The sequence below is a fragment of the Streptomyces chlorus genome (assembly GCF_042655885.1).
GTDB lineage: Bacteria > Actinomycetota > Actinomycetes > Streptomycetales > Streptomycetaceae > Streptomyces > Streptomyces chlorus.
Genome location: NZ_JBHSOA010000008.1, coordinates 89,103 through 114,134, shown reverse-complemented (window position 1 = coordinate 114,134; position 25,032 = coordinate 89,103). Strand labels below are relative to the sequence as shown.

At 74.8% G+C, this 25,032-nt stretch carries 7 protein-coding genes; 3 read left to right on the top strand and 4 right to left on the bottom strand.

Translation table 11 applies throughout. The features are described 5' to 3' along the window. Positions 1–80 precede the first annotated feature (80 nt). The gene (locus tag ACFPZI_RS04195) at positions 81–1,103 is read left to right on the top strand and encodes a LacI family DNA-binding transcriptional regulator (RefSeq protein WP_381358355.1); all 1,023 of its coding nucleotides are present in this window, start codon (positions 81–83) and stop codon (positions 1,101–1,103) included. A gap of 328 nt (positions 1,104–1,431) precedes the next feature. On the opposite strand, the gene ACFPZI_RS04190 is transcribed toward ACFPZI_RS04195, so the two are convergent. Then, on the bottom strand, positions 1,432–1,722 hold the full coding sequence (locus ACFPZI_RS04190; RefSeq protein ID WP_381358352.1) for an ATP-binding protein: 291 nt from the start codon (positions 1,720–1,722) through the stop codon (positions 1,432–1,434). Positions 1,723–2,388: 666 nt separating this feature from the next. On the opposite strand from ACFPZI_RS04190, the gene ACFPZI_RS04185 reads away from it, so the two are divergent. After that, positions 2,389–3,774: a DEAD/DEAH box helicase gene (locus tag ACFPZI_RS04185; RefSeq protein ID WP_381358350.1), complete on the top strand. Its 1,386-nt coding sequence runs from the start codon at positions 2,389–2,391 to the stop codon at positions 3,772–3,774. 23 nt (positions 3,775–3,797) lie between these two features. Beyond that, positions 3,798–4,037 carry an integrase core domain-containing protein gene (locus ACFPZI_RS04180; protein WP_381358349.1) on the top strand — a complete coding sequence of 80 codons (240 nt, stop codon included), beginning with the start codon at positions 3,798–3,800 and terminating at the stop codon, positions 4,035–4,037. Positions 4,038–4,165: 128 nt separating this feature from the next. Here the strand turns inward: ACFPZI_RS04180 and ACFPZI_RS04175 are convergent, their stop codons facing one another. The 3 genes from ACFPZI_RS04175 to ACFPZI_RS04165 all read right to left on the bottom strand — a co-directional run bounded on the left by ACFPZI_RS04175 (position 4,166) and on the right by ACFPZI_RS04165 (position 25,025). Continuing rightward, positions 4,166–4,678 (bottom strand): GNAT family N-acetyltransferase, encoded by a 513-nt coding sequence (locus ACFPZI_RS04175; protein ID WP_381358346.1) that lies wholly within the window; start codon positions 4,676–4,678, stop codon positions 4,166–4,168. Positions 4,679–4,773: 95 nt separating this feature from the next. Then, positions 4,774–4,977, bottom strand: a complete 204-nt coding sequence (locus ACFPZI_RS04170) for an MbtH family protein (protein ID WP_042166983.1) — start codon at positions 4,975–4,977, stop codon at positions 4,774–4,776. A 95-nt stretch (positions 4,978–5,072) separates the two neighbouring features. Beyond that, positions 5,073–25,025 (bottom strand): non-ribosomal peptide synthase/polyketide synthase, encoded by a 19,953-nt coding sequence (locus ACFPZI_RS04165; protein WP_381358342.1) that lies wholly within the window; start codon positions 25,023–25,025, stop codon positions 5,073–5,075. Positions 25,026–25,032: the final 7 nt, after the last annotated feature.

The window sequence follows — 25,032 nt, the reverse complement described above, 5'->3', positions numbered from 1 at the left end:
GTCGGACGGGAGTTTCGGTCAACGGTCGAGTCGGTACTCACTCAAACCGTTATCGACGCGTGGTGTCGTATCCTGCGTCTATGCACGATGACCACGAGACGAGTGGCAGAATCACCCTGGCCACGGTGGCGAAAGAGGCCGGCGTTTCGATGCCGACAGTTTCGAAGGTCCTCAACGGCCGATCGGATGTCTCTCGCACGACCCGAGCCAAGGTGGAACGGCTGCTGGATGTCCACGGTTACCGCCGTCGCACCCAGTCGGCGTCCCGCTCCCCGCTCATCGAAATCGTCTTCCACGAGCTGGAGAGCGTCTGGGCGATGGAGCTGATCCGGGGCGTGGAGAACGTCGCCAAGGAAAACCGCGCGACGGTGGCGCTCACCGAGAGCGGCACTCGGCACACCCCCGCTCCGGAGTGGCTCCCGGGCGTGCTGCAACGCAGGCCGCTCGGCGTCGTGCTGGTCTTCTCCACCCTCCCGGAGGACATCAAACGCCAGCTCAGAGCGGCGGCCATCCCCCTCGTCGTCATCGACCCGGCGGGCGACCCCGACCCCGACGTCCCCTCTGTCGGCTCCGCGAACTGGGCCGGCGGCCTCGCCGCCACCCGCCATCTCACCGACCTCGGTCACGAGCGGGTCGCGATCATCACCGGCCCCGAGGACATGCTCTGTTCGCTCGCCCGCCTCGACGGCTACCGCTCCGCCATGGCGATGACGGGCCTGGAGACCGACCCGCGTCTGATGCGCTTCGGCGACTTCCACGTACAGAGCGGCTTCGAACACGCCATGGACCTGCTGAACGGCACCGACCGGCCGACGGCGATCTTCGCGGGCAGCGACCTCCAGGCACTCGGCGTCCTGGAGGCGGCCAGGGTCAGGGGCCTGCGCGTGCCGGAGGACCTGTCGGTGGTGGGCTACGACGACGTACCACTGGCCCAGTGGTCGAGCCCGCCCCTCACCACAGTCCACCAGCCCCTGCGGCACATGGCCGAGGAGGCCGCCCGCATGCTCCTCCGTCCGGACGCCCCCGGCACGGCGGCACAGCGCATCGAACTGGCGACACACCTGGTGGTACGACAGAGCACGGCTCGGTCGCAGAGGGCTTGAGGACATGACCTACGGGCCCTTCGCCGCCCGTGCGTGGAGCTACTGGGGCGCCGCCGCCTCGGCCGTGCGCAGGAACGCCGAGGGGCACTCCGCAGGCGTGCCGGATGATACGGCTGAAGTCGGCAGGGTGCCGGAATCCCCATGGGGTGGCGATCTCGCCGATCGTCCGGTGCCGTAGTCGCGGGGCCGTGAGGTCGGCACCGGTGCATTCCAGCCGACAGCGGCGACGGGAAGGCCGCGGCGCGCCCTGAGGAGGGGCCGGCCGACGGCCGGGCTGTGGTGAGCAGGGCCCGGGCGGGGCACCGGCGGCAGAGTGCCCCTGCCCTGCCTACCGCCCTGTCCGGGCGGCCCGTCGGGCGCACTGAGCCCACACCGTCCTGCCGCCCGGGTGATGGGGCTCGCAGCCCCAGGCTTCGGCGAGCGAGGCGACGAGGAGCAGGCCCCGTCCGGACTCACCGTCGGCATCGGCGGCCGGGGTCGGCGCGGGCAGACGTTCGCCCCGCGCGTCGGTCACCTCGATCCGCAGGGCGGCGAAGGTCAGAGTGAGGGCGAGACGTGCGTTCCTGCCCCGCACCCGGCCGTGCGTCGAGGACGTCGGCAAGGCCCAGCGGTTGATCACCTGCCCCCACCCCCGACAGCCCGCCCCCTCATCAGGCAGTTCAGCGCATCTCACCGCTCGAGAACGCACGAGTTCTGCGGGTCGGCTTGGCACAGTCGCAGTCCTTGAAGAAGGACCCCATGCCGCGGGCGAGCTGTCGGGGCACGAATCACACCTTCCGGTGGGGCTGTGGACGACCCTGGCCGGGTCACCCCCGGCCCGGGGGTCAGCAACGCCAGGACGCAACCACGCCCGATGCTGACTGTTTGCTGACCTCAGCCCAGCAGTCACGCCTCTGACCTGCAGAGATGACCAAGCGTTAGATCTACGGGAAGAACAAAGTGCGCAGCATTCCGTGCTCCCGGAAGACGGCTCCCTGCCCGATTGTTGCAGGTCAAGGGCGGTTTCACTGGACAACGGCAGGTCGTGGGCCTGAAGGCTTCAGGGAACACCGGTGCACTCCCGCGCAAGCACGCTCCTTGCCCGTGCTTGCGCGCGAATCAAGCCGCTCTGACGCCGCCGATCGGTCACAGGTGCGGAAGAGTGTCTCGGATCCGGTGGAGAAATCAGTGCCGGAGGCGCGTTCCGGGCCGCTGATAAGCTGTGCCCGCGCTTCATTACGCCGGGGTCCGTACCGAACGGTACGGACCCCGGTGCGTTCCAGGCGCCAGATCAGGAAGGTGTCCCATGAACGCGAAGCCGTCGGCCTCCGGACTCTCCAGGGACGGCACGTCCCCGCGAGTGACAGTGTCGTCGGAGGTGACCCCGGCCGTGTCCTTCGACGCGTTCGGGCTGCCGCCGGAGCTGGTGGAGACGATGGGAGGGCTCGGGGTGACGGAACCGTTCCCCATCCAGGCGGCGACGCTGCCCGACGCGCTGGCCGGCCGGGACGTCCTCGGACGGGCGCGGACGGGGTCCGGCAAGACGCTGGCCTTCGGGCTCGCCCTGCTCGTCCGGACGGCGGGCCGGCGGGCGGAGGCGAAGCGGCCGCTCGCACTGGTCCTGGTGCCGACCCGGGAGCTCGCCCAGCAGGTGAGCGACGCCCTGGTGCCGTACGCGCGGACGCTGAACGTACGGCTGGCGACGGTGGTCGGCGGGCTGTCGATCAACCGGCAGGTGGCGGAGCTGCGGAGCGGTGCCGAGGTGGTCGTCGCGACGCCGGGGCGGCTGGCCGACCTCGTGTCGCGCCGGGACTGCCATCTGAACCACGTTCGGATCACGGTGCTGGACGAGGCGGACCAGATGTGCGACCTGGGGTTTCTGCCGCAGGTCTCGGACCTTCTGGAACAGGTCCCCTCCGACGGGCAGCGGCTTCTGTTCTCGGCCACGCTCGACCGCGACGTCGAGCAGCTGGTGCGGAGTCATCTGAACGACCCGGTCCACACGTCGGTCGACCCCGGGGCGGGCTCGGTGAGCACGATGGACCATCACGTCCTGACCGTTCATCCCGCCGACAAGTACGCCACGGCGACCGAGATCGCCGCTAGGGACGGCCAGGTGCTGATGTTCCTGGACACCAAGGCGGGCGTCGACCGGTTCACACGTCATCTGCGGGACGGCGGTGTGCGGGCCGGTGCCCTGCACAGCGGCAAGTCGCAGCCGCAGCGCACGCAGACGCTCGCCCGGTTCGCGGACGGTGACATCACCGTGCTGGTGGCTACCAACGTCGCGGCGCGGGGCATTCACATCGACGCGCTCGACCTCGTCGTCAACGTCGATCCGCCGGCCGACCCCAAGGACTACCTGCACCGCGGCGGGCGCACGGCGCGGGCCGGACAGTCCGGGACCGTGGTCACCCTGGTCACTCCCGCCCAGCGGCGCGAGGTGAACCGGATGATGTCCGACGCCGGTGTCCGGCCGGCCGTCACCCCGGTGCGCTCCGGCGAGGCGACGCTGACCGCCCTCACCGGTGCGAAGCGACCGCCGGCCGGGACGAAGACCGGCAGCGGCAACGCGCCCTTCCGCGGCCTCGGCAGCCGTCCGGGCCGTCCCGTCAAGGAGTCCCGCAAGGCCGCCGAGGCCCGCAAGGCGGCGGAGGCCCGGGCGGCGGCCCGGGTGCGCAGGGGCCACTGACCTTCAAGGCCGAGCCGATCGAGATGCGGGGACCCTGGCGGGACCTCGAGCAGGTCCAGCCGGCGATCTTCCAGTGGGTGACGTGGTACGACGAGGAACGTCTCCACCGCGCGCTCGACTACGTACCGCCCGCCGAGTACGAACGCGGCTTCCGGCGAAGCCTGGAAGAGGAACCGCAGACCGCCCGAAACATGCCCGTCGGACTCTACGAGACCCGGTTCGGTTCACCCGCCGGCGGGTTCGGCCGTCCCACGAGGCCCTGATGCCCTCCCGGATCCGGCCACGACCGGGAGGGTTCGGCCGACCGGCCGTGCCCACCCCTCAGGAGAGGGCGTGGAACCGGATCGAGGGCGTGGGAGGGCACCGCGGCGTTCCGGGCCGGCTCCCGGCGTCAGTCCGGGTCCGTCGTCGAGACCACCACCATCTTGGTCACGGTGCCGTCGTCGCCGACCACGTCGCGCACGTGCCGGAAGCCCAGTCGGCGGGCCATGGCCAGGCTGGCGGTGTTGTCGGCGCCCACCATGCCGTAGGCCTCCTTCAGGCCCAGGTCGTCGGCGGCGTGGCGGAGCAGACCGCGGACCACTTCCGTGCCCAGGCCCCGACCCCAGTACTCGGGGGCGAGGGCGGTGATCAGTTCGTGGCCGTCGACGTTGCCGGTCTTCTTCACCTCCGCGTGGCCGACGTAGACCTCCTCGCGCCACAGTCCCCACACGTCGAACCTGCGCTGCGGGTAGACGTCGGTGAGGATGGCACGGAACAGCGTGCGGAGGTCGGCCTCCGGCACGCGTTCCTGGCCCATCCAGCGGCAGACCTCCTCGTCGCGCAGCAGGGCCACGAAGACGTCCTCGTCCTCGGGGCGGTAGGGCCGGAACGTGAGTCGTTCGGTGTGCAGGACCGGTGTCATGACGGCTCCTCAGGATGGGCGGACGGGCAGGACGGGGGCCGGGGTGCGGTTGCGGGACGCACCCCGGCCCGCCCTTCGTGGTCGTGCGGGACGCGTCAGGCTTCGGCGTTCTCCATGCGCTCCCGCAGGCTGCGCGGGCGCATGTCGGTCCAGACCTCGTCGACGTAGGCGGAGCACTCCGCCTCCGTGCCCTCCTTGCCGACGGGCTGCCAGCCGGCGGGCACCTCGACGTCGACGGGCCACAGCGAGTACTGCTCCTCGTCGTTGCGCAGCACCTGGTAGCGGGTGTTCTCGTCCATGTCTGTCGGTCTCGCTCTCTTGGGTCGGACGGGTGGCGGGAAACGGGCTGGTGGTGGGGTGTCCGGCGGTGGGGCGCGGGCCGCGGGGCGGGGCGTCACCGGTTGTTCCGGGCGTGGTGGGCGATGTGGCGCAGGGCCTCGGCGAAGTCGTCCGCGACACGTCGCACGGTCTCCGTGGCGTGGAGGGCGGGCCGGTGGTGCCAGGTGAAGGACAGCCGGCCGCCCTGCACCGCGCCGACCACCTCCAGCGGGTGGGAGCCGCTGTCGCGCGGGTCGTGGTGCCGGCCGAACGAGCCGTGCTCGGCACGGACCAGGCCGTCGCCGGGGCTCTCCGGGCGGGCGTCCCACTGGCCGAGGTAGTTGAAGACGACCTGCCCGTGCGCGGCCCGTCCGAGCCGCTCGCGCACCTCGGGCGGCCCGAAGGTGCGCAGCGCGCCGAAGCCCAGGCCGTTGCCGGGCACGGCGCGCAGTTGTCGGCGCACCGACTTCACCAGGGTCCGCCAGTCCCGGCCGGGGCCGAGGTCGGCTGCTTCGGGCACCTGGAGGGCGACGGGGTGGACGGTGGTGAACCAGCCGACCGTGCGGGACAGGTCCACGTCGTCGAGGACGTCCTCGCGGCCGTGTCCCTCCAGGTCCAGGCGGACCTCCTCGCGGCCGGTCCAGCGGGCCAGGGCCAGGGCCAGGGCGGCGAGCAGCACGTCGTTGACGCGGGTGCGGTAGGCGGTCGGCGCGGCGCGCAGCAGTGCCTCGGTGTCCGCCTCGTCCAGTGCGACGGTGAGCGTGTCGACGAGGCCCGTCTCCGGCCCGGTCGGTATCCCGGTCGGCAGCGGCTCGGCGTCGACCGCCCGCTCCCAGTAGGGCAGTTCGTCGTCGAGGGCTCCGGCCGCGACGTGTGCGGCGAGGCCTCGGGCCCAGTCGCGGAAGGAGGTGGTGCGTTCGCCCAGCGCGACGGGCTCGCCCTGGACGGCCTGCCGGTAGGCGGCTTCCAGGTCGTCGCGCAGGATGCGCCAGGACACGGCGTCCACGACGAGGTGGTGGGCGACCAGGAGGAGGAAGGCGGGCCGGCCGGCGTCCCCGGTGAACAGGGCCGCCCGCAGCAGCGGGCCGCGCGCCAGGTCGAAGCCGGTGTGCAGGTCGTCGGCGGCCTTCTCCATCGCCGCGTCGGCCTCGGCGGAGGCCGGCCCGCTCAGGTCGTGGCGGTTCAGGAGCCGGTCGCGGCCGGTGTCGGACGGCGGCGGGTTGAACTGGCGCCGGCCGCCTTCGTCCTCGGTGAAGCGCATGCGCAGGGCGTCGTGGTGGTCGAGCAGGGCGTTCAGGGCCGTTTCCAGGGCGGCGGCGTCCGGGTGGGCGCCGAGTTCCAGCAGCAGCGACTGGTTGAAGTGGCTGTGGCTGGCGCGCGGGCTGGTCAGGAACCACTCCTGGATGGGGGTGAACGGCACGTCTCCGCTCACCGGGCCGTCACCGGAGTGCTGAGGTGCGCCGGTGACGACGGTGGCCAGTTCGGCGACCGTCTGGTGGGTGAACAGGTCGCGGGTGGCCAGGTGCAGTCCGTCCCGCCGCAGCCGTGACACGACCTGCATGCTGAGGATGGAGTCGCCGCCGAGGTGGAAGAAGTTGTCGTGCGCGCCGACGTCCGCCACGCCGAGGACGTCGGCCCAGATGCGGGCGATGCGGCGTTCGGTGTCGGTGCGCGGTGCCGTGCGCGGCCCGGCGGCGGTGTGCGTGGGGCCGGGTTCGGGCAGGGCGCCGCGGTCGGTCTTGCCGTTGGGGGTGAGCGGCAGGCGCTCCAGCGGCACGAACGCCGACGGGATCATGTGCGGCGGGAGCAGCCCGGCGAGGTGGTCGCGCAGTTCCGGCACCGGCAGTTCCTGAGTGGTGCCCTCGGCGGGCACGACGTGGGCCACGAGCCGTCCGCCGGACCGGCCGTCCGCGTCGGTCCCGCCGCCGCGTACGGTGACCACCGCGTCGCGCACCCGCGGGCTGCGGCGCAGCGCGCTCTCGATCTCTCCGGGCTCGATGCGGAAGCCGCGCAGCTTGACCTGGTCGTCGGCGCGTCCGGCGAAGCTCAGTTCGCCGGCCGCGTCCCAGCGGACCAGGTCGCCGGTGCGGTACATCCGCTCCCCCGGCGCGCCGAACGGGTCGGCGACGAAACGCGAGGCGGTCGGGCCGGGCCGGTTCAGATAGCCGCGGGCCAGTCCGGGGCCGGCCACATGCAGTTCGCCGGTGACGCCGGGTGGGACCGGGCGCAGGGCGGCGTCGAGGACGTGGACGCGGGTGGCGGCGGCCGGGCGGCCGATCGACGGGGCGCCCGTGCCGGGGGCGAGGGGGCCGGTCCAGGTGGCGACGACGGTGGCCTCGGTCGGGCCGTACGAGTTGATCATGCGTCGGCCGGGTGCCCACCGTTCGACGAGGTGGGCCGGGCACGCCTCGGCGCCGACGATGAGGGTGCGCAGGTGCGGCAGGGCGTCGGCGGTCTCGGGGGCGACCGTGGCCAGGGCGGCCGGTGGGATCAGCGTGTGGCTGATGTGCCGCTCGGTGAGGACCTGGGCGAGCCGCTCGCCGACGAGTGGGCCTTCCTCCCCGGTGACGAGGGTGGCTCCGGCGAGCAGGGACACGCACAGCTCCAGCACGGAGGCGTCGAAGCTGGGCGAGGCGAACTGCAGGACCCGGTCGCCGGGGCCCGCGTCGTAGCGGTCGGCGGCGGCCGCGGCGAAGGCGGCCAGGCCGCTGTGCGTCACCGTCACGCCCTTGGGTGTGCCGCTGGAACCGGACGTGTAGATCACGTATGCCGGGTGGGCGACGGTCAGCGCGGCCGTGCGGTCGGTGTCCGTGGGGGCGGTGTCCGGCCCGTCCGCGTCCCGTACGGCGGCGGGGTCGTCCAGGACGAGCCGGGCGCCCGCGTCGCGCAGCATGAACTCCCGTCGCTGCTCGGGGTAGTCCGGGTCGACGGGCAGGAAGGCACCGCCGGCCTTGGCCACGGCGAGCTGGGCCACCACCGTCTCCGCGCCGCGGGGCAGGGACAGCGCCACGACCCGCTCGGGTCCCACGCCCCGAGCGATGAGCCGGTGCGCCAGCCGGTTGGCGGCGCGCTCGACCTGCGCGTACGTCAGCTCGCGGCCGTCGGCGTCGGCCAGGGCCACGGCGTCGGGCGTGCGGGCGGCCTGTTGTTCGAACAGCTCCGGCAGCGTCGCCTCCGGTACCGGGCGGGCGGCGGGGCGCCCCTGGTCGAGGACGGCCTTGAGCGTCTCGTCGGTGGCGAGGGGCAGGGCGCCCACGGGCCGGTCGGGGTCGTCGGCGACGGCGGTCAGGAGCGTGCCGAGCTGGTCGGCCATCCGTTCGGCGGTGGCCGCGTCGAACAGGTCGGTGTTGTAGGTGAGCAGGCCGTGCAGTTCTCCGGCGGGGGTCTCGGCGAACTCCAGGGTGAGGTCGAACGCCGCGTGCCGCAGGTCCGTGTCGACGTCGGTGACCTCGATGCCGGGCAGGTCGAGGTCGGCGGCCGGGATGTTCTGCAGCACCACCATGACCTGGAACAGGGGGGTGCGGCTGGTGTCGCGGACCGGCTGCACCTCGTCCACCACCCGCTCGAACGGCGCCTCCTGATGGGCGAAGGCGTCCCGTACGGTCCCGCGCACCTCGGTGAGGAACTCGGGGAAGGGACGGTCGGGTTCGACGCGGGAGCGCAGGACGAGGGTGTTGACGAAGAACCCGACGAGGTTCCGGGTCTCGGCGCGGTCGCGGCCGGAGGTGACCGTGCCGACGGTGATGTCCCGGCCGCCGGTCAGACGGGCCAGGTAGGTCTGCGCGGCGGCGACCAGCGTGGTGAACAGGGTGGCCTGCCGGTCCCGGCCCACCTGGACGAGGCGGCGGGTCGTGCCGCGCGGCAGGACGAGGCGCACGGTGGCGCCGTCGTGGGTGCGCACCACCGGACGCGGCCGGTCGGTGGGCAGGTCCAGCGTTTCCAGACCGGTCAGGTGCTCCTTCCAGTACGCGAGGTGTTCGTCCGTGCCGCTGCCGCGCTGCCAGTGGGCGTAGTCGGTGTACTGCACCGGCAGTGGCGGCAACTTCCCTTCGTCCGGGCCCAGTTCGGTCCGGTAGAAGTGGGCGAGATCGCCGGTGAGCACTCCGGTGGACCAGCCGTCGGTGACGATGTGGTGCAGGGTCAGCGTCAGGACGTGCTCCTCGTCCGAGAGCCTGATCAGCCCCGCGTGCAGCAGCGGGCCGCGCCGCAGGTCGAACGTGCGGGCACGCTCGGCCTTCAGCAGCTCCTCCAGCCGGGCCGCCCGGTCGGTCCGTGCCGTTCCCGACAGGTCGTGCAGCGGCAGCGGCACGTCCGGCGCCGGATGGACGATCTGCACGCCGTGGCCGTCCACCGTGTCGAAGGTGGTGCGCAGCGCCTCGTGCCGCTCGACCAGGGCGCGCAGGGCCGCGGTGAGAGCGGGCACGTCGAGCCGGCCGCGCAGGCGCAGGGCAAGCGCGGTGACGTACTCTCCGCTGCCCGGCGCGAACTCCTCCAGGAACCACAGGCGTTGCTGGGCGTACGACATCGGGGCGGGCGTGTCACGGGGGACCGGGACGATCGCGGTGGGCGCGGCGTCGCCGGACGGCTCCGCGGTGAGCAGGGCGGCGAGGGCGGCGGGGGTGGGGTGGGTGAACACCGCGCGCGGTGACAGGTCGGTGCCGAACGCCTCGGACAGGCGGGCGGCCAGCCGGATGCTGAGGATGGAGTCGCCGCCCAGCTGGAAGAAGTCGTCCTCCACGCCGGGCCGCCGCACGGACAGGACCTCCGCGAAGACGTCGGCGGTGCGCCGCTCGGCGTCGGTGCGCGGCGCGGTCGGCGCACCCTGCCGGTCGCCGCTCGCGGGCTCCGGCGCCAAAAGCGCCGCCCGGTCGACCTTGCCGTTGCCGCTGAGCGGCAGCGCGGGCAGGGCGACGAACGCCGAGGGCACGAGGTGGTCGGGGAGCGAGCGCCGGGCGAACTCCCGCACGGCCGTGAGGTCTTCGGTGCCGACCACGTAGGCCACCAGGCGCCGGCTGCCGGGCCGGTCCTCGCGGGCCAGCACCGCCACGTCCGCGACGCCGGGATGCGCCGCGAGGGCCGCCTCCACCTCGCCGGGTTCGACGCGGAAGCCGCGGATCTTCACCTGGTCGTCGGCGCGGCCCAGGAACTCGACCGTGCCGTCGGGGCGGCGGCGGGCCAGGTCGCCGGTGCGGTACATGCGCGTGCCGGGCGGGCCGGCGGGGTCGGCGAGGAAGCGGGCGGCGGTGTCGCCGGGACGGCCCAGGTAGCCGCGTGCCACGCCCTCGCCGGCGAGGTACAGCTCGCCGGCGCAGCCCGGCGGTACGGGCCGCAGACGGCCGTCGAGGACGTGGACCCGCAGGTCGTCGAGCGGGTGGCCGATGGGCACGGTGTCCGGGACGGCCGTCGCGTCGGTGAGCGCGAAGGACGTCGCGAACGTCGTCGTCTCGGTGGGGCCGTAGCCGTCCACGACGGTCAGGCCGGGGCAGGCGGACAGCACGCGGCGTACGGCCGCGGCGGGCACCACGTCGCCTCCGGTCCACACCTGGCGCAGGCCGGCGAAGCAGTCCGGCGCGTCCTGCGCCAGCAGCCGGAAGAGGCCGGCGGTCAGCCACAGCACGCTCAGGCCGCCGTCGCGGACCAGGTGCCGCAGCAGAGCCGCGTCCACGGGCCGAGGCGGTGCCACGACCACGCAGCCGCCGCCCAGCAGGGGCGCCCACACCTCGAAGGTGGCGGCGTCGAAGGCCACCGGGGAGTGCAGCAGCACCCGGTCGCACACCTCGCCGGTGAAGCGGCTGTCGGTGGCGAGGGCGGCCACGTCACGGTGGCGTACCGCGACCGCCTTGGGCTCGCCGGTCGACCCGGAGGTGAACATCACGTAGGCCAGCCGGTCGGCGTCCGCGGGTACGGCGGCGGGCGCGCCCGGCACGGGAGTGCGTGCGGCGGCGACGTCCGCGGCGGTCAGAGCGGCCGTCGCGCCCGCCCGCTCGATCAGCGTGCGGCGTCGCTCCTCGGGGGCGCGGGCTTCCACCGGCACGTAGGCGCCGCCCGCCTTGAGGACGGCGAGCTGGGCGACGACGAGTTCGGCGCAGCGGTCCATCAGCAGCGCCACCCGGTCCTCCGCCCGCAGGCCGCCGGCGAGGAGCCGGGACGCCACGGCGTCGGACCACTCGTCGAGGCGGCGGTACGTCAGCTCCGTGTCGCCGTCGCACAGGGCGGGCGCGTCGGGGGTGCGGCGGGCCTGCTCGGCGAACAGCTCGACGGGGCTGCGCGGCGCCGTCTGTCGGATGGTGGCGTTCCACCGCTGAAGCAGGGCGCGGTCGTCCTCGGTCAGCAGCCGCAGGCCGGTCGCGTCCGTGTTGGCCTCGATGCCGTCGGCGAGGGCGGTCAGGACGACCGCGAGCCGGGCCGCGAGGCGTTCGGCCGTGTCCGCGTCGAACAGGTCGGCGTCGTAGGCGAGGTCGATGCCGAGCCGGTCGCCGAGGTGGGCGCGCAGGCACAGCGGGAAGGTCGGCGCGTCGTCGGCCCGCACCTCCTCGACGTGCACGCCCGTGCGGGCCGTGGCGGACTCGTCGACGGGGTAGTTCTCGAAGACCACCATGCTGTCGAACAGCGCCTCGCCCACCGGGACCTCGCTCAGCGCCTGAATGCGGGGCAGCGCGAGGAAGTCGAAGCGCCGCGCGTCGCTCTGCCGCTCCTGCACGCCCCGCAGCCAGGACGCCACTCCCCCGCCCGTGACGCGGATCCGGGTGGGCACGGTGTTGATGAACATGCCGATCATCGCCTCCACGCCCGGCAGTTCGGCCGGACGCCCGGAGACGGTCGTGCCGAACACGACGTCGTCGCGTCCGCCGTGGCGGGCCAGCAGCAGCGCCCAGGCGCCCTCGATCACGGTGTTCACCGTCAGCCCGGCCCGTGCCGCCGTCTCCCGCAGCCGCGCCGATACGGGCTCGTCCAGCTGCCGGTGCACCGTGGCGGCGGCGCGGGCGCGGTGTGCCTCGGCCGGTGCGCGGTCGTACGGCAGCGGGGTGCGGGCCGGGAAGCCGGCGAGGATGTCGGCCCAGTACGCCTCGGCCGCGTGCTCGTCCTGGTCGTGCAGCCAGTGCAGGAAGTCGGAGAACGGGCGCCTGACCGGCGCGGGCGCTTCGCGGTCGCCGGTGAGCGCGGCGTAGCGCTCGCACACCTCGGTGAGCAGCTGCCCGGTGCTCCAGCCGTCCAGGATCAGGTGGTGGGAGGACCACAGCAGCAGGATCTCGTCGCCGGGCAGCGCGGCCAGGGTGATGCGGGTGAGGGGTGCGGTGGTGAGGTCCATGCCCGCCGTGCGGTCGGCGGCCAGCAGTTCCTCGGTCTCCCCCGCGCGTCGCTCGGGCGTCAGGTGCCGCCAGTCCAGGTGGGTGACGGGCAGCTCCACGCGGTGGCGGACGACCTGGACCGGGTGCGGCAGGCCCTGCCAGTGGACGCTGGTGCGCAGGGCCTCGGTGCGGTCGGCGACCTGCTGCCAGGCCGCGGCGAAGGCCCGCGGGTCGGCCACCCCGGACAGCCGTACGGCCGTCCGGTCGAAGTAGGCGCCCGCGGTGTCCACCAGGCCGTGGAAGAGCATCCCGGCCTGCAGGGGCGTCAGCGGCAGGACGTCCGCCACGTGCCGGCCGTCGCCCACGAGGCGGTCCAGTTCGCTCTGGCCGAGCCCGGCGAGCGGGAAGTCCGACGGGGTGCGGCCGCCCGCGTCCGGGCGTGCGCAGTGGGCCGCGATGTCGCGCAGCGCCGCGCACATCCCGTCGGCGAGCTCGCGGACGGTGGATTCGTCGTAGACGGCCGGTGGGTAGGTCCAGCCGAGTTCGAGGCGGCCGTCTTGGACCACGCCGGTGATGTCCAGCAGGTAGGGGCGGGGTGCGTCGGGGTCGGTGTCGGAGCCGGCCGGGGGCAGGGCGGCGCCGTAGAGGCCGCTCCGGCTCCCGTTGACGTCCCACTGCCCGTGGTAGTTGAAGCCGACCCGCGGTGCCGGGGCGGCGGCCAGGGGGCTGTCGGGCAGCAGGTGGCGCAGCGCGCCGTGGCTCAGGCCGTGCAGCGGCACCGCGCGCAGTTGCTCCTTGACCGAGCGCAGGGTGTCGTGCCAGCCGGCGTCGGGGGCGACGTTCAGCGCGAGGGGGAACTCGGCGGTGAACCAGCCGACCGTCCGGGAGAGGTCCACGTCGTCGAAGAGGTCCTCGCGGCCGTGGCCCTCCACGCCGACCAGCACGGTGTCGCGCCCGCACCAGCGGGCCAGGGTGCGGCCGAGGGCGTTGAGCAGGACGTCGTTGACCTGGGTGCGGTAGACCTCCGGGACCCGGCGCAGCAGGGCCTCGGTCGTCTCCGGCTCCAGCTGCACGGTGACCGTGGCGGCGGTGCCGTGGGTGTGGGGGCCGGGCCGGCCCGGGGGCAGGTCGGCGGGGGCCGCCGCGGTGCGCTCCCAGTAGGGGAGGTCGCCGTCCAGGGCGCCGGAACGGGTGTGCGCCTCCAGCCGGACCGCCCAGTGGCCGAACGGGGTTCCGGCCGGGGGCAGTTCAATGGGACGTCCGTCCGCGGCGCAGCGGTGGGCGGTCTCCAGGTCGGCCAGCAGGATCCGCCAGGAGACGCCGTCGACGACCAGGTGGTGCACGGTGAAAAGGAGTTGGGCGGGCAGGTCCGGGCCGCGGTCGAGGAGCAGGACGCGCACCACCCGGCCCTCGGCCGGGTCGAGGGACGCCCGGGCCGCGTCCGCGGCGCGCCGCACCTCGGCCTCCAGCGCGGGGCCGTCCAGACCGGTCACGTCGTGGTGGGTGAGGATGCCGTCCGGGACGTCCGGCAGGACTTCCTGGCGCCGGCCGTCGTCGGTGCGGCGAAAGCGGGTGCGCAGGGCCGGATGGTGGCGGACGAGGGCGTCCACGGCGGGGCGCAGGGCGGATACGTCGGTGCCGGGGGTGAGTTCGATCCGCTGCGACATGGTGAAGCGCAGCGGGTCGTCGGCGCGGCGGCCGTCGAGGTACCAGCGCTGGATCGGCGTGAGCGGTGCCTCGGCGGGCGGAGCCGCGTCCGCCGCCGCGGATACCGTCTCGGTGACGCGGAGGGCGAGTTCGGCGACGGTCTGGTGGCGGAAGACGTCCTTGGTGGTCAGCGCCAGTCCGGCCCGGCGGGCCCGGGAGACGATCTGGATGCTGAGGATGGAGTCGCCGCCGAGCGCGAAGAAGTTGTCCCGCGCGCCCACCCGTTCGGTCCGCAGGACGTCCGCCCAGATCGCGGCCAGCGTCTCCTCGGTGCCGGGGCGCGGTGCCACGTACGTCGTGGCGGGGTCGGGCTGCGTGGGCGGGGCGGGCAGGGCGCGCCGGTCGGTCTTGCCGCTGCTGGTGCGCGGGATCCGCGCCAGCGGGACGAACGCGGCCGGCACCATGTGGTCCGGCAGGGTGCGCCGGAGCGCGAGGCGCAACTCGTCGGCGGTCGGGACGGCGTTCTGGGCGGGCACCAGGTAGGCCACGAGCATGAGCCGGCCCGCGTGCTCACGTGCCGTCACCACGGCCTCGGACACGTCCGGGTGGGCGAGCAGCGCGGCCTCGACCTCGCCGGGTTCGATACGGAACCCGCGGATCTTGATCTGCTCGTCGGCACGGCCCAGGAACTCCAGCAGCCCTCGCTCGTCCCAGCGGGCGCGGTCGCCGGTGCGGTACATCCGCTGCCCCGGCGCACCGAACGGGTCGGCGAGGAAACGCGACGCGGTCAGGCCGGGGCGGCCCAGGTAGCCGCGGGCCACCTGCGCGCCGGCGAGGTACAGCTCGCCGGGCACGCCGGGCGGCACCGGGCGCAGGGCGCCGTCGAGGACGTGGGCGCGCAGGTTGCGGCCGGGACGCCCGATGACCGGCCGGTCCGGGTGGTCGGCGCAGCGCCCGTACGTGGCGTCGACGGTGCACTCGGTGGGCCCGTACATGTTGTACGCGGTGACGCCGAGGCCGGCGGCGGCGCACAGGTCCCGCCAGGTGTCGGGGCCCGTCGCCTCGCCGCCGACCAGCAGGACGCGCGGGTGGTGGCGGCCGGGTGCGAGGAGTCCGGCGGCGGTGAGTTCGCGCAGGAAGGACGGGGTGACGTTCACCAGGTCCAGGCCGCGTTCGGCGACCTGGGCGCAGAACGCGTCCGGGTCCAGGCGCACGTCCTCGTCGACGAGGTGGACCTCCTGCCCGAGGGCGAGCAGCAGCGGCCCCTCCCAGGAGGTGTCGAAGGAGAACGAGGCACTCAGCGCGGCGCGCAGCCGCCGCCCGTCCGCGGTGTGCGGTACGACGAGCCCTTCGCGGTGGTCGTGGCAGAGGTTGACCAGGTGGCGGTGTTCGACGACGACGCCCTTGGGGCGGCCGGTGGAGCCGGAGGTGTAGACGATGTAGGCGGCGTGGTCCGGGCGCAGCGGGGCCGGGCGGTCGCGGTCGGTGGGGTCGTGGGCGGGCAGCCGGTCCCACGGCGTGTCGCGCAGTGTGCCGGCGGTCAGCACGGTGTGCGGGGCCGCGTCCGCGAGGAGGTGGGCGACGCGTTCGGCGGGCAGGTCGGGGTCGAGGCAGAGGAGGGTGCCGCCCGCCTTGGCGACGGCGAGCACCGCCACCAGCAGGTCGGAGGTGCGCGGCAGCCGTACGGCGACCACCCGCTCGGGGGCGACGCCCTGGGCGACGAGGTGGTGGGCGAGCCGGTTGGCGCGCTCGTTGAGGGCGGCGAAGTCGAGCGTGGCGTCCCGTGCCACCAGGGCGGTGGCGTGCGGGGTGCGGGCGGCCTGCGCCTCGAACAGGGCGGGGAAGGTGGTGTCGGGGACCGCGAGCCGCGGCCCCTGCCAGTCGTGGAGCACCCGGCGCCGCTCGGCGGCGGTCATCAGTTCCAGCGCCCGCACGTCCCGGTCGGGGTCGTGCGCCGCGGCCTGAAGCAGCAGCCGCAGGCGGGCGGCCAGGCGCCGGACGGTGTCCTCGTCGAACAGGCCGGTGTCGTACTCCAGGTGGCCGGTGACGCCGCCGTCGCCCTCCACGAAGTCGAAGGCCAGGTCGAACGTGGCGTGCCGGACCGGCGGCACGACCGGCTCGACGTCCAGGTCCAAGAGCGCGGGGGCCTCGGCGCCCAGGTTGTGCAGGGCGACCATGACCTGGAACAGGGGGGTGCGGCTGGTGTCCCGCTCGGGCTGGAGGGCGTCCACCAGCCGCTCGAAGGGCACGTCCTGGTGGGCGAACGCCTCCAGGACGGTGCCGCGCACCTGCTCCAGCAGCGCGCGGAACGACGTGCCGGGGCGCACCCGGTTGCGCAGCACCAGCGTGTTCACGAACATGCCGACCACGTCGTGCAGTTCGGGGCGCTCACGGCCCGCGGTGACGGTGCCGACGGCGAAGTCGTCCTGGTCGGCCCAGCGGGACAGCAGGACCGTGCAGGCGGTCAGCAGCGTCATGTACAGGGTGGCGTCGGCCTCCCGGCCCCGCTCGCGCAGCCGGTGGGTCAGCTCGGCGGGCAGGGTGAAGGTCACCAGCGCGCCGTCCCGGGTCCGTACGGCGGGACGTGGCCGGTCGGTCGGCAGCTCCAGCGGGGGCACTGCGTCCAGCGTCTCGCGCCAGTGGGCGAGTTGGTGCTCGACGCGGTCGGCGCGAGCGCGCTGCCAGGCGGCGTGGTCGGCGTACCGGACGGGCAGTTGGGGCAGTTCGGGGCGGCGGCCCTCGTGTGCCGCCGCGTACAGCTCGCCCAGGTCCCGGCCGAGGACGCCGAGCGACCAGCCGTCGGTGACGATGTGGTGGATGGCGAGTACGAGGACGTGCTCGCCGTGCTCGCCGTGTTCGTCGTGCTCGTCGGTGGACTGGCGGGCCAGCCGGGCGCGCAGCGGCGGCCCGGCCGCCAGGTCGAAGGGCGTGGCGGCCTCGCGCTCCAGCAGCGCGTCCAGCGCCGCCCGCCCGTCCGGGGCCGTGGTGAGGTCGTCCACGGGCAGGTCGACCCGGTGCGGCGGATGCACCAACTGCCGGGCCTGTCCGTCCTGTTCGACGAACGTGGTGCGCAGCGCCTCGTGCCGCTCGACCAGGCCGTCCAGCGCGGCGCGCAGGGCGCTTACGTCTAGGGGTCCGCGCAGGCGGAGCACGGACAGCGTCGTGTACTCGGTGCTGCCGGGCTCGAACCGGTCGAGGAACCACAGGCGTTGCTGGGCGTACGACAGCGGCGCCGGGGTCTGCGGGGCGGTCGCCGGTATCACGTCGGCCCGCGGGACGGACGCGTCGTCGGCCGGTTCGCCGAGCTCGGCGGCCAGGGCCGCCACCGTGGGACGGGTGAACAGCAGCCTCGGGGAGACGTCGGGACCGAACGCGGCGCGCAGCCGGGCGGTGACGCGGACGGCGAGGATGGAGTCGCCGCCGAGCGCGAAGAAGTCGTCCCCGGCGTGCACCTCCTCGACCCCCAGTACGTCCGTCCAGGCGGCGGCGACCAGCCGTTCGGCGGGCGTGCGCGGCGGTGTCCGGTCGGTGCCGGCGGCGTAGCCGTCCGGTCCCGGCGCGGGCAGCGCGCGCCGGTCGAGCTTGCCGTTGACGGTGAGCGGCAGCGCGTCCATCGGCACATGGGCGGCGGGCACCATGTGGGCGGGCAGCAGGCGCTCCAGGTGGGCGCGCAGCTCGGCCGCCGCGGGGGTCGTGCCGCCGGAGCCGACGACGTGCGCCACGAGCCGGCGGGTGCCGGCGGCGTCCTCGAACACGCCGACCGCGGCCTCGGCGACACCGGGGTGGGTGTGCAGGGCCGCCTCGATCTCGCCGGGCTCGATGCGGTAGCCGCGGATCTTCACCTGGGCGTCCGCGCGGCCCAGGTACTCCAGGGTGCCGTCGGCCCGCCACTTCGCCCGGTCGCCCGTGCGGTACATGCGGCTGCCGGCCTGGCCGAAGGGGTCGGCGAGGAAGCGGGTGGCGGTGAGACCGGGGCGGCCGAGGTAGCCGCGGGCCAGGCCCTCGCCCGCCACGTGGAGTTCGCCGGTCGCGCCGGGCGGCACGGGTGCCAGGTCCGCGTCGAGCACGTACACCCGCAGGTCCCCGATGGCCGTGCCGATCGGGCCGGCCGGGCCCTCGGCGCAGGTGGCGGGGTCGAGCGGGGTGTGGGTGACGTGCACGGTGGTCTCGGTGATGCCGTACATGTTGACCAGCCGCGGGGTGGAGGCCGGGTGGCGCGTCCACCAGTCGGCGAGCCGGCCGACGTCCAGGGCCTCGCCGCCGAAGACCACCGTGCGCAGCGCGAGGCGGGCGCCGGTTTCGGGGTGTTCGGCGTCCGCGCGGATCAGCGGGTAGAACGCGGACGGCGTCTGGTTGAGGACGGTGACCCGCTCGTCCGCCAGCAGGCGCAGGAAGTCCTCCGGGGAGCGGGCTGTCTCGTCGGGCACGACGACGAGCCGGCCGCCGTGCAGCAGCGGGCCCCACAGTTCCCACACGGAGAAGTCGAACGCGTAGGAGTGGAACATCGTCCACACGTCGTCCGCGCCGAAGCCGAACCAGTGGCTGGTGCGGGTGAACAGCCGTACCACGTTGGCGTGCGGGATCACCACGCCCTTGGGGCGGCCGGTGGAGCCGGAGGTGTGGATGGCGTAGGCGGGGCTCTCCGGCAGCGGCCGGCGGGCCGGGGCGGGGCCGGTGGCCGGGCGGCCGGCGAGGTCGGCCTCCGTGTCCGGGGCGTCGAGGAGGAGGACGGGCACGTCGGTGCCGTCGGCCCGTGCCGCCGTGCCGGTCGTGGTCACCAGCGTCACCGGGGCGGCGTCGGCGAGGAGGTGGCCGATGCGTTCGGCGGGCGAGGCCGGGTCGATCGGCAGGTAGGCCGCGCCGGTCTTCAGCACGGCGAGGATCGCGACGACCTGGTCGCAGGAGCGGGGCAGGGCGAGGGCGACGAACCGCTCGGGCGCGGCACCGAGTTCGGCGAGCCGGTGGGCGAGCCGGCCCGCGCGGGCGTCGAGCGTCGCGTAGTCCAGACGCTCGGCTTGGCAGGTGACGGCGACGGCGCCGGGCGTGCGGGCGGCCTGCGCCTCGAACAGGTCCACCAGGGTCTCGTCGGGGCGGCCCTCTTCGGTACCGTTCCAGTCGGTGAGTATGCGCCGCCGTTCCTCGGCCGTCGGCCGGGCCAGGGCGCGCAGCGGCCGGTCGGGGCCGTCGGATATCTCGGTCAGCAGCAGGCACAGCCGGTCGGCGAGCGAGCGGACGGTCGCCGCGTCGAACAGGGCGGGATCGTAGGCGAGGTCGAAGCCGAGGCGTTCGCCGTGGTAGGCGCGCAGGACGAGCGGGTAGTTGGTGGCGTCGCGGGAGGTCACCTCGGCCAGCCGCACCCCGGAGCCGGCCGTGCGGGCCTCGTCGAAGGGGTAGTTCTCGAAGGCGACCATGCTGTGGAAGAGCGGGCTGCCGGACGGCACGTCGCTCAGCTGGGTCAGCTCGGCCAGCGACACGGCCGCGAACCGCCTCGACTCGGCCTGGGCTTCCTGCAGTTCCCGCAGCCACGCGCCGGCCGTGCGCCCGGCGTCGACGCGTACCCGGGTGGGCACGGTGTTGATGAACATGCCCACCATCGACTCGACGCCGGGCAGGTCGTCGGGCCGGCCGGAGACGGTGGTGCCGAACACCACGTCGTCCTCGGCGCCGTACCGGGCCAGCAGCAGCGCCCAGGCGCCCTGCACGACCGTGTTGAGGGTGAGTCCGGCGTCACGTGCGGTGCGCGCCAGCCGGGCCGACGCCTCGTCGTCCAGGCCGGCCACGTGGACGTCCGCGGAGCGGGCCAGGTGGGCCTCGCGCAGGGGGCGGTCGGCCGGCAGCGGGGTGGGTGCGGTGAAGCCGGAGAGGACGCCTCGCCAGTGCGCGCGGGCGGCGTCGGGATCCTGCTCGGCGAGCCAGTGCACGTAGTCGCCGAAGGGGCGCCGTACCGGCGGCCGGGACTCGGCGCCGGCGGTGAGTGCCGCGTACTCCTCGCACACCTCGGTCAGCACCTGGGCCAGGCTCCAGCCGTCCAGGATCAGGTGGTGGGAGGTCCACAGCAGGTGCAGCCGCGCGTCGGGCAGCCGGACCAGGGTCAGCCGCATCAGCGGCGCGGCGGCGAGGTCGATGCCGCGGGCCAGGTCGTCGGCCCGCAGCCGGGCGAGTCGCTCGGCGCGCTCGGTCTCGTCCAGGTCCCGCCAGTCGAGGTGGGTCACCGGCACCCGCACGTCCCGGCGCACGACCTGGAGGGGCACCGGTACGTCCTCCCAGACCACGCAGGTGCGCAGGGCGGGGGTGCGCTCGGTGACGCGCTGCCAGGCCGCGGCGAGGGCGTGCGGGTCGGCGACGCCGTCCAGCAGGAGCACCGCCTGGTCGACGTAGACGTCGTCGGGGCCGCCGACCAGGCGGTGGAAGAGCATGCCCTCCTGGAGCGGGGTCAGCGGCAGGACGTCCTCCACGTCGCGCCCGTCGCCGGCCAGCCGGTCCAGGCGGTCCTGGTCGAGGCGGGCCAGCGGGAAGTCGGACGGGGTGCGGCCGCCCGCGTCGGGGCGGGCGCAGTGCCCGGCGATCGCGGCGAGCGCGCGGGTCATGCCGTCGGCGAGGGTGCGGACGGTGCCCTCGTCGTGCACCTGGTCGCTGTAGTGCCAGGTGATCTCCAGTTCGCCGCCGGCGACCACGGCGGAGATGTCCAGCAGGTGGGCCGGCGGCTCGCCGGCGGCGATGTCACGGCCGGGCGCCTCGCCCGCCGGGGCGAAGTCCCGCCCGTCGCCGGCCTCCCACTGGCCGTGGTAGTTGAAGCAGACCTGCGGCAGCGGCAGGTCCCGCAGGGCGCGGGCGGCCGGGTCGGGCGAGCCGAGGCGGGCCAGGGCCTCGTAGCCGAGGCCGTGCCGGGGAACGGCCCGCAGCCGCTCCTTCACCGTCTTGAGGGTCGTGCCCCAGTCGGGCGCGTCGGACGGTCCGGCGGGCGCGAGGGTGACGGGGTACTGGGTGGTGAACCAGCCCACCGTGCGGGACAGGTCAAGGGTGTCGTCCTCGCGGCCGTGGCCCTCCAGGGTGACGGTCACCCGCCCGGTGCCCGTCCAGTCGGCGAGGACCCGGCTCAGCGCGCTGAGCAGCACGTCGTTGACCTGTGTGCGGTAGACCGCGGGCACCTGGCGCAGGAGGGCGTCGGTGGTGGCGCGGTCCACGCGGGTGCGCAGGGTGCGGACCGAGCCGGCGAGCGGGGTGCCGGGGCGGTCCACGGGCAGCGGGGTACGGGGTTCGGCGGCCTCGGCCGCCCAGTGCGGCAGGTCGGCGTCGAGGTCACCGGCGCGTACCCGGCGGGACAGGTGCGCGGCCCAGTCGGCGAACGGCGTGGAGACGGGCTCCAGTTGGACCGGGTCACCCTGGGCCGCCTGCCGGTAGGCCTGTGCGAGGTCGGCGAGGAGGATGCGCCAGGAGACGCTGTCCACCGCCAAGTGGTGTGCGGCGACGAAGAGTTGGGGGCGCTCGCCGGAGCGGGACAGCAGGGCGGCGCGCAGCAGGGTGCCGGTTTCCGGGTCGAGGGCGGCGCGGGCGGCCTCGGCGGCCTCCTCGCGCGCGGCCCTCAAGTCGGCGGCGCGGGAGAGGTCGTGGCGGGAGAAGTCGTGGCGGGAGAGCAGGCCGGTGACCGGGCCGTCGTCGGCGTGCTGGCGCCAGGTGTCCCCCGAGCGGACGAAGCGGGTGCGCAGCGCGGGGTGGTGGGCGACCAGTGCTTCCAGGGCGCGCTCCAGGGCCGGCTCGTCCAGGTCGTGCGGCAGGTCCAGCAGCATCGACATGCTGAAGTGCCGCAGCGGGCCGTGCGTGGCGAAGAACCACTCCTGGACCGGCGTCAGCGGCGCCGGGCCCTCCTCGCGCGGCCGCCGGGGCGCGGGCACGTCGGCGGTCCGCGGGGACGCGGCGGCGGCGAGGTCGGCGACGGTCTGGTGGCGGAAGACGTCCCGCGAGGTCAGGTCGAGGCCGGCCGCGCGGGCGCGGGAGACGGCCTGGATGCTGAGGATGGAGTCGCCGCCCAGCTCGAAGAAGTTGTCGGTCACGCCGACCCGGCGCACGCCCAGCACCTCGGCCCAGATGCGGGCGAGGGTCTCCTCCTGCGGGGTGCGCGGGGCGACGAACTCCTTGTCGCGCTCACCGCCGTCGAGGTCGGGTGCGGGCAGGGCACGCCGGTCGACCTTGCCGCTGACGGTCATCGGCAGGGCGTCGAGCACGGTGAAGGTGGACGGCACCATGTGGTCGGGCAGCACGCGCCGGCAGGCCGCCCGCACGTCGGCCGCGGTGAGCCGCGCGTCGTGGCCCGCGGGGACGAGGTAGGCGGCGAGCCGGGTGTGGCCGCGCGGGTCGGTGACGGCGACGACCGCGGCGGCGGCGACCTCGGGCCGGTCCGTCAGGGCCGCCTCGACCTCGCCGGGCTCGATGCGGTGGCCGCGCACCTTGACCTGGTCGTCGGCGCGCCCCAGGTGGTCCAGGCGTCCGTCGGCGGTCCAGCGGGCCAGGTCACCGGTGCGGTACATGCGGGTGCCGGTCGGGCCGAACGGGTCGGGCAGGAACCGTGCGGCGGTGAGCCCCGGCCGGTCGGCGTAGCCGCGCGCCAGTTGCACGCCGGCCAGGTACAGTTCGCCGCCGACTCCGGGCGGCACGGGCCGGAGCCGGTCGTCGAGGACGTAGGCGCGCACATTGGCGAGCGGCCGGCCGACGGTCGGACGGCCGTCGCCCCCGATGCGGCAGGCGAGGGCGTCGACCGTGCACTCGGTGGGCCCGTAGAAGTTGTACGCGGCCACGTCCCGCCGCTGCGCCAGCTCCCGCCACAGGCCGGGCCCGACGGCCTCGCCGCCGAGCATCAGCACCCGGGGGTGGTGGCGCGGGTCGGTGAGCAGTCCGGCGGGCAGCAGTTGGCGCAGGTGGGTGGGGGTCAGGTCGAGGAAGTCGATGCGGTGCTCGACGACGTACTCGACCAGCGCGGCGGCGTCCAGCCGGGTCGTCTCGTCGACCAGGTGCAGCGGGTGGCCGTCGGCCATCAGCAGCACGCCCTCCAGTGAGGTGTCGAAGGAGAACGACGCCGTCAGCGCCACCCGCAGCGGTCCGCCGCCCGCCTCGGCGACGAAGCCCTCGCGATGGCCCGCCAGGAGGTTCGCCAGGGACCTGTGGGTCACGATGACGCCCTTGGGGCGGCCGGTGGAGCCCGAGGTGTGGAGGACGTAGGCGGTGGTGTCGGGGTGCGGTGGGGCGAGCCGGTCGGGGGCCGTGTCGGGGACTTCCCGCAGCGCGGCTTCGTCCAGGACGAGCGCCGGCCGGGCGTCGTCCAGCAGGAACCGCACCCGGTCCTCGGGCAGCGCGGGGTCCAGGGGCAGATAGCCGGCGCCGGCCTTCCAGACGGCGAGGATCGCCACGATCATGTCGGCGGTGCGGGGCAGCCCGAGGGCGACCAGGCGCTCGGGGCCCGCGCCGCGCGCGACCAGGTGGCGGGCCAGCCGGTCGGCGCGGGCGTCGAGCGTCGCGTAGTCCAGGTGTACGTCCCCGGCGACCAGGGCGGTGGCGTGCGGGGTGCGGGCGGCCTGCCGCGCGAACAGCTCGGGCAGGGTCTCCTCGGGCACGGGCCGCGCGGTCGCGTTCCAGTCCCGCGTCACCTGCCGCGTCTGCCGGGGCGAGAGCAGGGGCAGGGCGCCGAGCGGCCGGTCCGGCTCGGCGGCGGCGCCGTCCAGCGTGCGCAGCAGCTGGTCCGCCATGCGCTCGGCGGTGGCCGCGTCGAACAGGTCGGTACGGTACTCCAGCAGGCCGGTCAGCCCGTCCCCGTCCGGGACGAACTCCACGCTCAGGTCGAACGTGGCGGCCCGCCGGGGCACGGCGACCGGGGCGGTGGCCAGACCGTGCGGGTCGGGTGCGGCGGGCGGCGCGGGGTGCAGCAGGACCATCACGTCGAACAGGGGGTTGCGGCCCGCCTCCCGGGTCGCGCCGACGGCCTCCACCAGCCGCTCGAACGGGGTGTCGCCGTGTGCGAAGGCGTCGTTGACGATGTCCGCGGCGGCGGCCAGCAGGTCGCGGAAGGAACCGCCGGTCTCGACGCGGGTGCGCAGCACGACGGTGTTGACGAAGAAGCCGACGGCCCGTTCCAGGTCGGTGCGCCCGCGTCCGGGGGTGAGCGAGCCGACGGTGATGTCGTCCTGCCCGGACCAGCGGGCCAGCAGTGCCTGGCAGGCGGCGACCAGGGCGGTGAACAGCGTGGTGTGCCGCTCGGCCGCGAGATGCTTCAGCCGGGCCGTGGTGGCCGCGGGGACGGTGAAGGTGTGCACCGCGCCCGCGCCGGACTCCTCGCCGCGGCGCGGCCGGTCCAGCGGCAGCTCGGGCGCCACCACCCCGGACAACCGCTCTTTCCAGTGCGCCAGTTGACGTTCCAGCCGGGTCCCGGACAGTTGCTCGCGCTGCCAGACGGCGAAGTCCGGGTACTGCGTGGCCACCGGCGGCAGCGCGGGCCGCGCGCCCCGCGCGAGGGCGTCGTAGGCGGCGCACAGCTCCTCCAGCAGCACGCCCATCGACCAGCCGTCGGTGACGATGTGGTGGGCCGTCAGCAGCAGGACGTGCGCGTCGGGCGACTCCCGCAGCAGCAGGGCGCGCAGCAGCGGTCCGGTCCGCAGGTCGAAGGGGCGCTCGTACTCGGCCAGGAGCAGTGCGTCCAGGTCCGCCGGCCCGTCGCCGGAAGCCGTCAGGTCCCGGACGGGCAGCGGGAACGGCCCGGCGGGGTGCACGGTCTGCGCGGGCCTGCCGTCGGTCTCCTGGAACGTGGTGCGCAGCGCCTCGTGCCGCCCCACCACGTGCTCCAGCGCGCCGGACAGGGCGGTGTGGTCGAGGGTTCCGGTGAGGCGCAGCGCGACCGCGCTGTTGTAGCGCGGGTCGCCGGGGCGCAGCCGGTCCAGGAACCACAGACGCTGCTGGGCGAAGGACAGCGGCAGCGGCCGGGTGCGGTCCGCGTGCGGGATGGTCTGCCGGGCGGGGGTGTCGGCGGCCTGTCCGGCGAGCCGGCGGCGGAGCACTTCCTGGAGGTCCTGCGGCAGGGCCTCGGCGCGGTTTCGCTTCGAAGACGTCATGGTTGTC

Coding starts and splice junctions, on each gene's coding strand:
- ACFPZI_RS04195 (WP_381358355.1), top strand. CDS start 81: ATGCACGATGACCACGAGACGAGTGGCAGAATCACCCTGGCCACGGTG.
- ACFPZI_RS04185 (WP_381358350.1), top strand. CDS start 2,389: ATGAACGCGAAGCCGTCGGCCTCCGGACTCTCCAGGGACGGCACGTCC.
- ACFPZI_RS04180 (WP_381358349.1), top strand. CDS start 3,798: ATGCGGGGACCCTGGCGGGACCTCGAGCAGGTCCAGCCGGCGATCTTC.
- ACFPZI_RS04175 (WP_381358346.1), bottom strand. CDS start 4,678: ATGACACCGGTCCTGCACACCGAACGACTCACGTTCCGGCCCTACCGC.
- ACFPZI_RS04170 (WP_042166983.1), bottom strand. CDS start 4,977: ATGGACGAGAACACCCGCTACCAGGTGCTGCGCAACGACGAGGAGCAG.
- ACFPZI_RS04165 (WP_381358342.1), bottom strand. CDS start 25,025: ATGACGTCTTCGAAGCGAAACCGCGCCGAGGCCCTGCCGCAGGACCTC.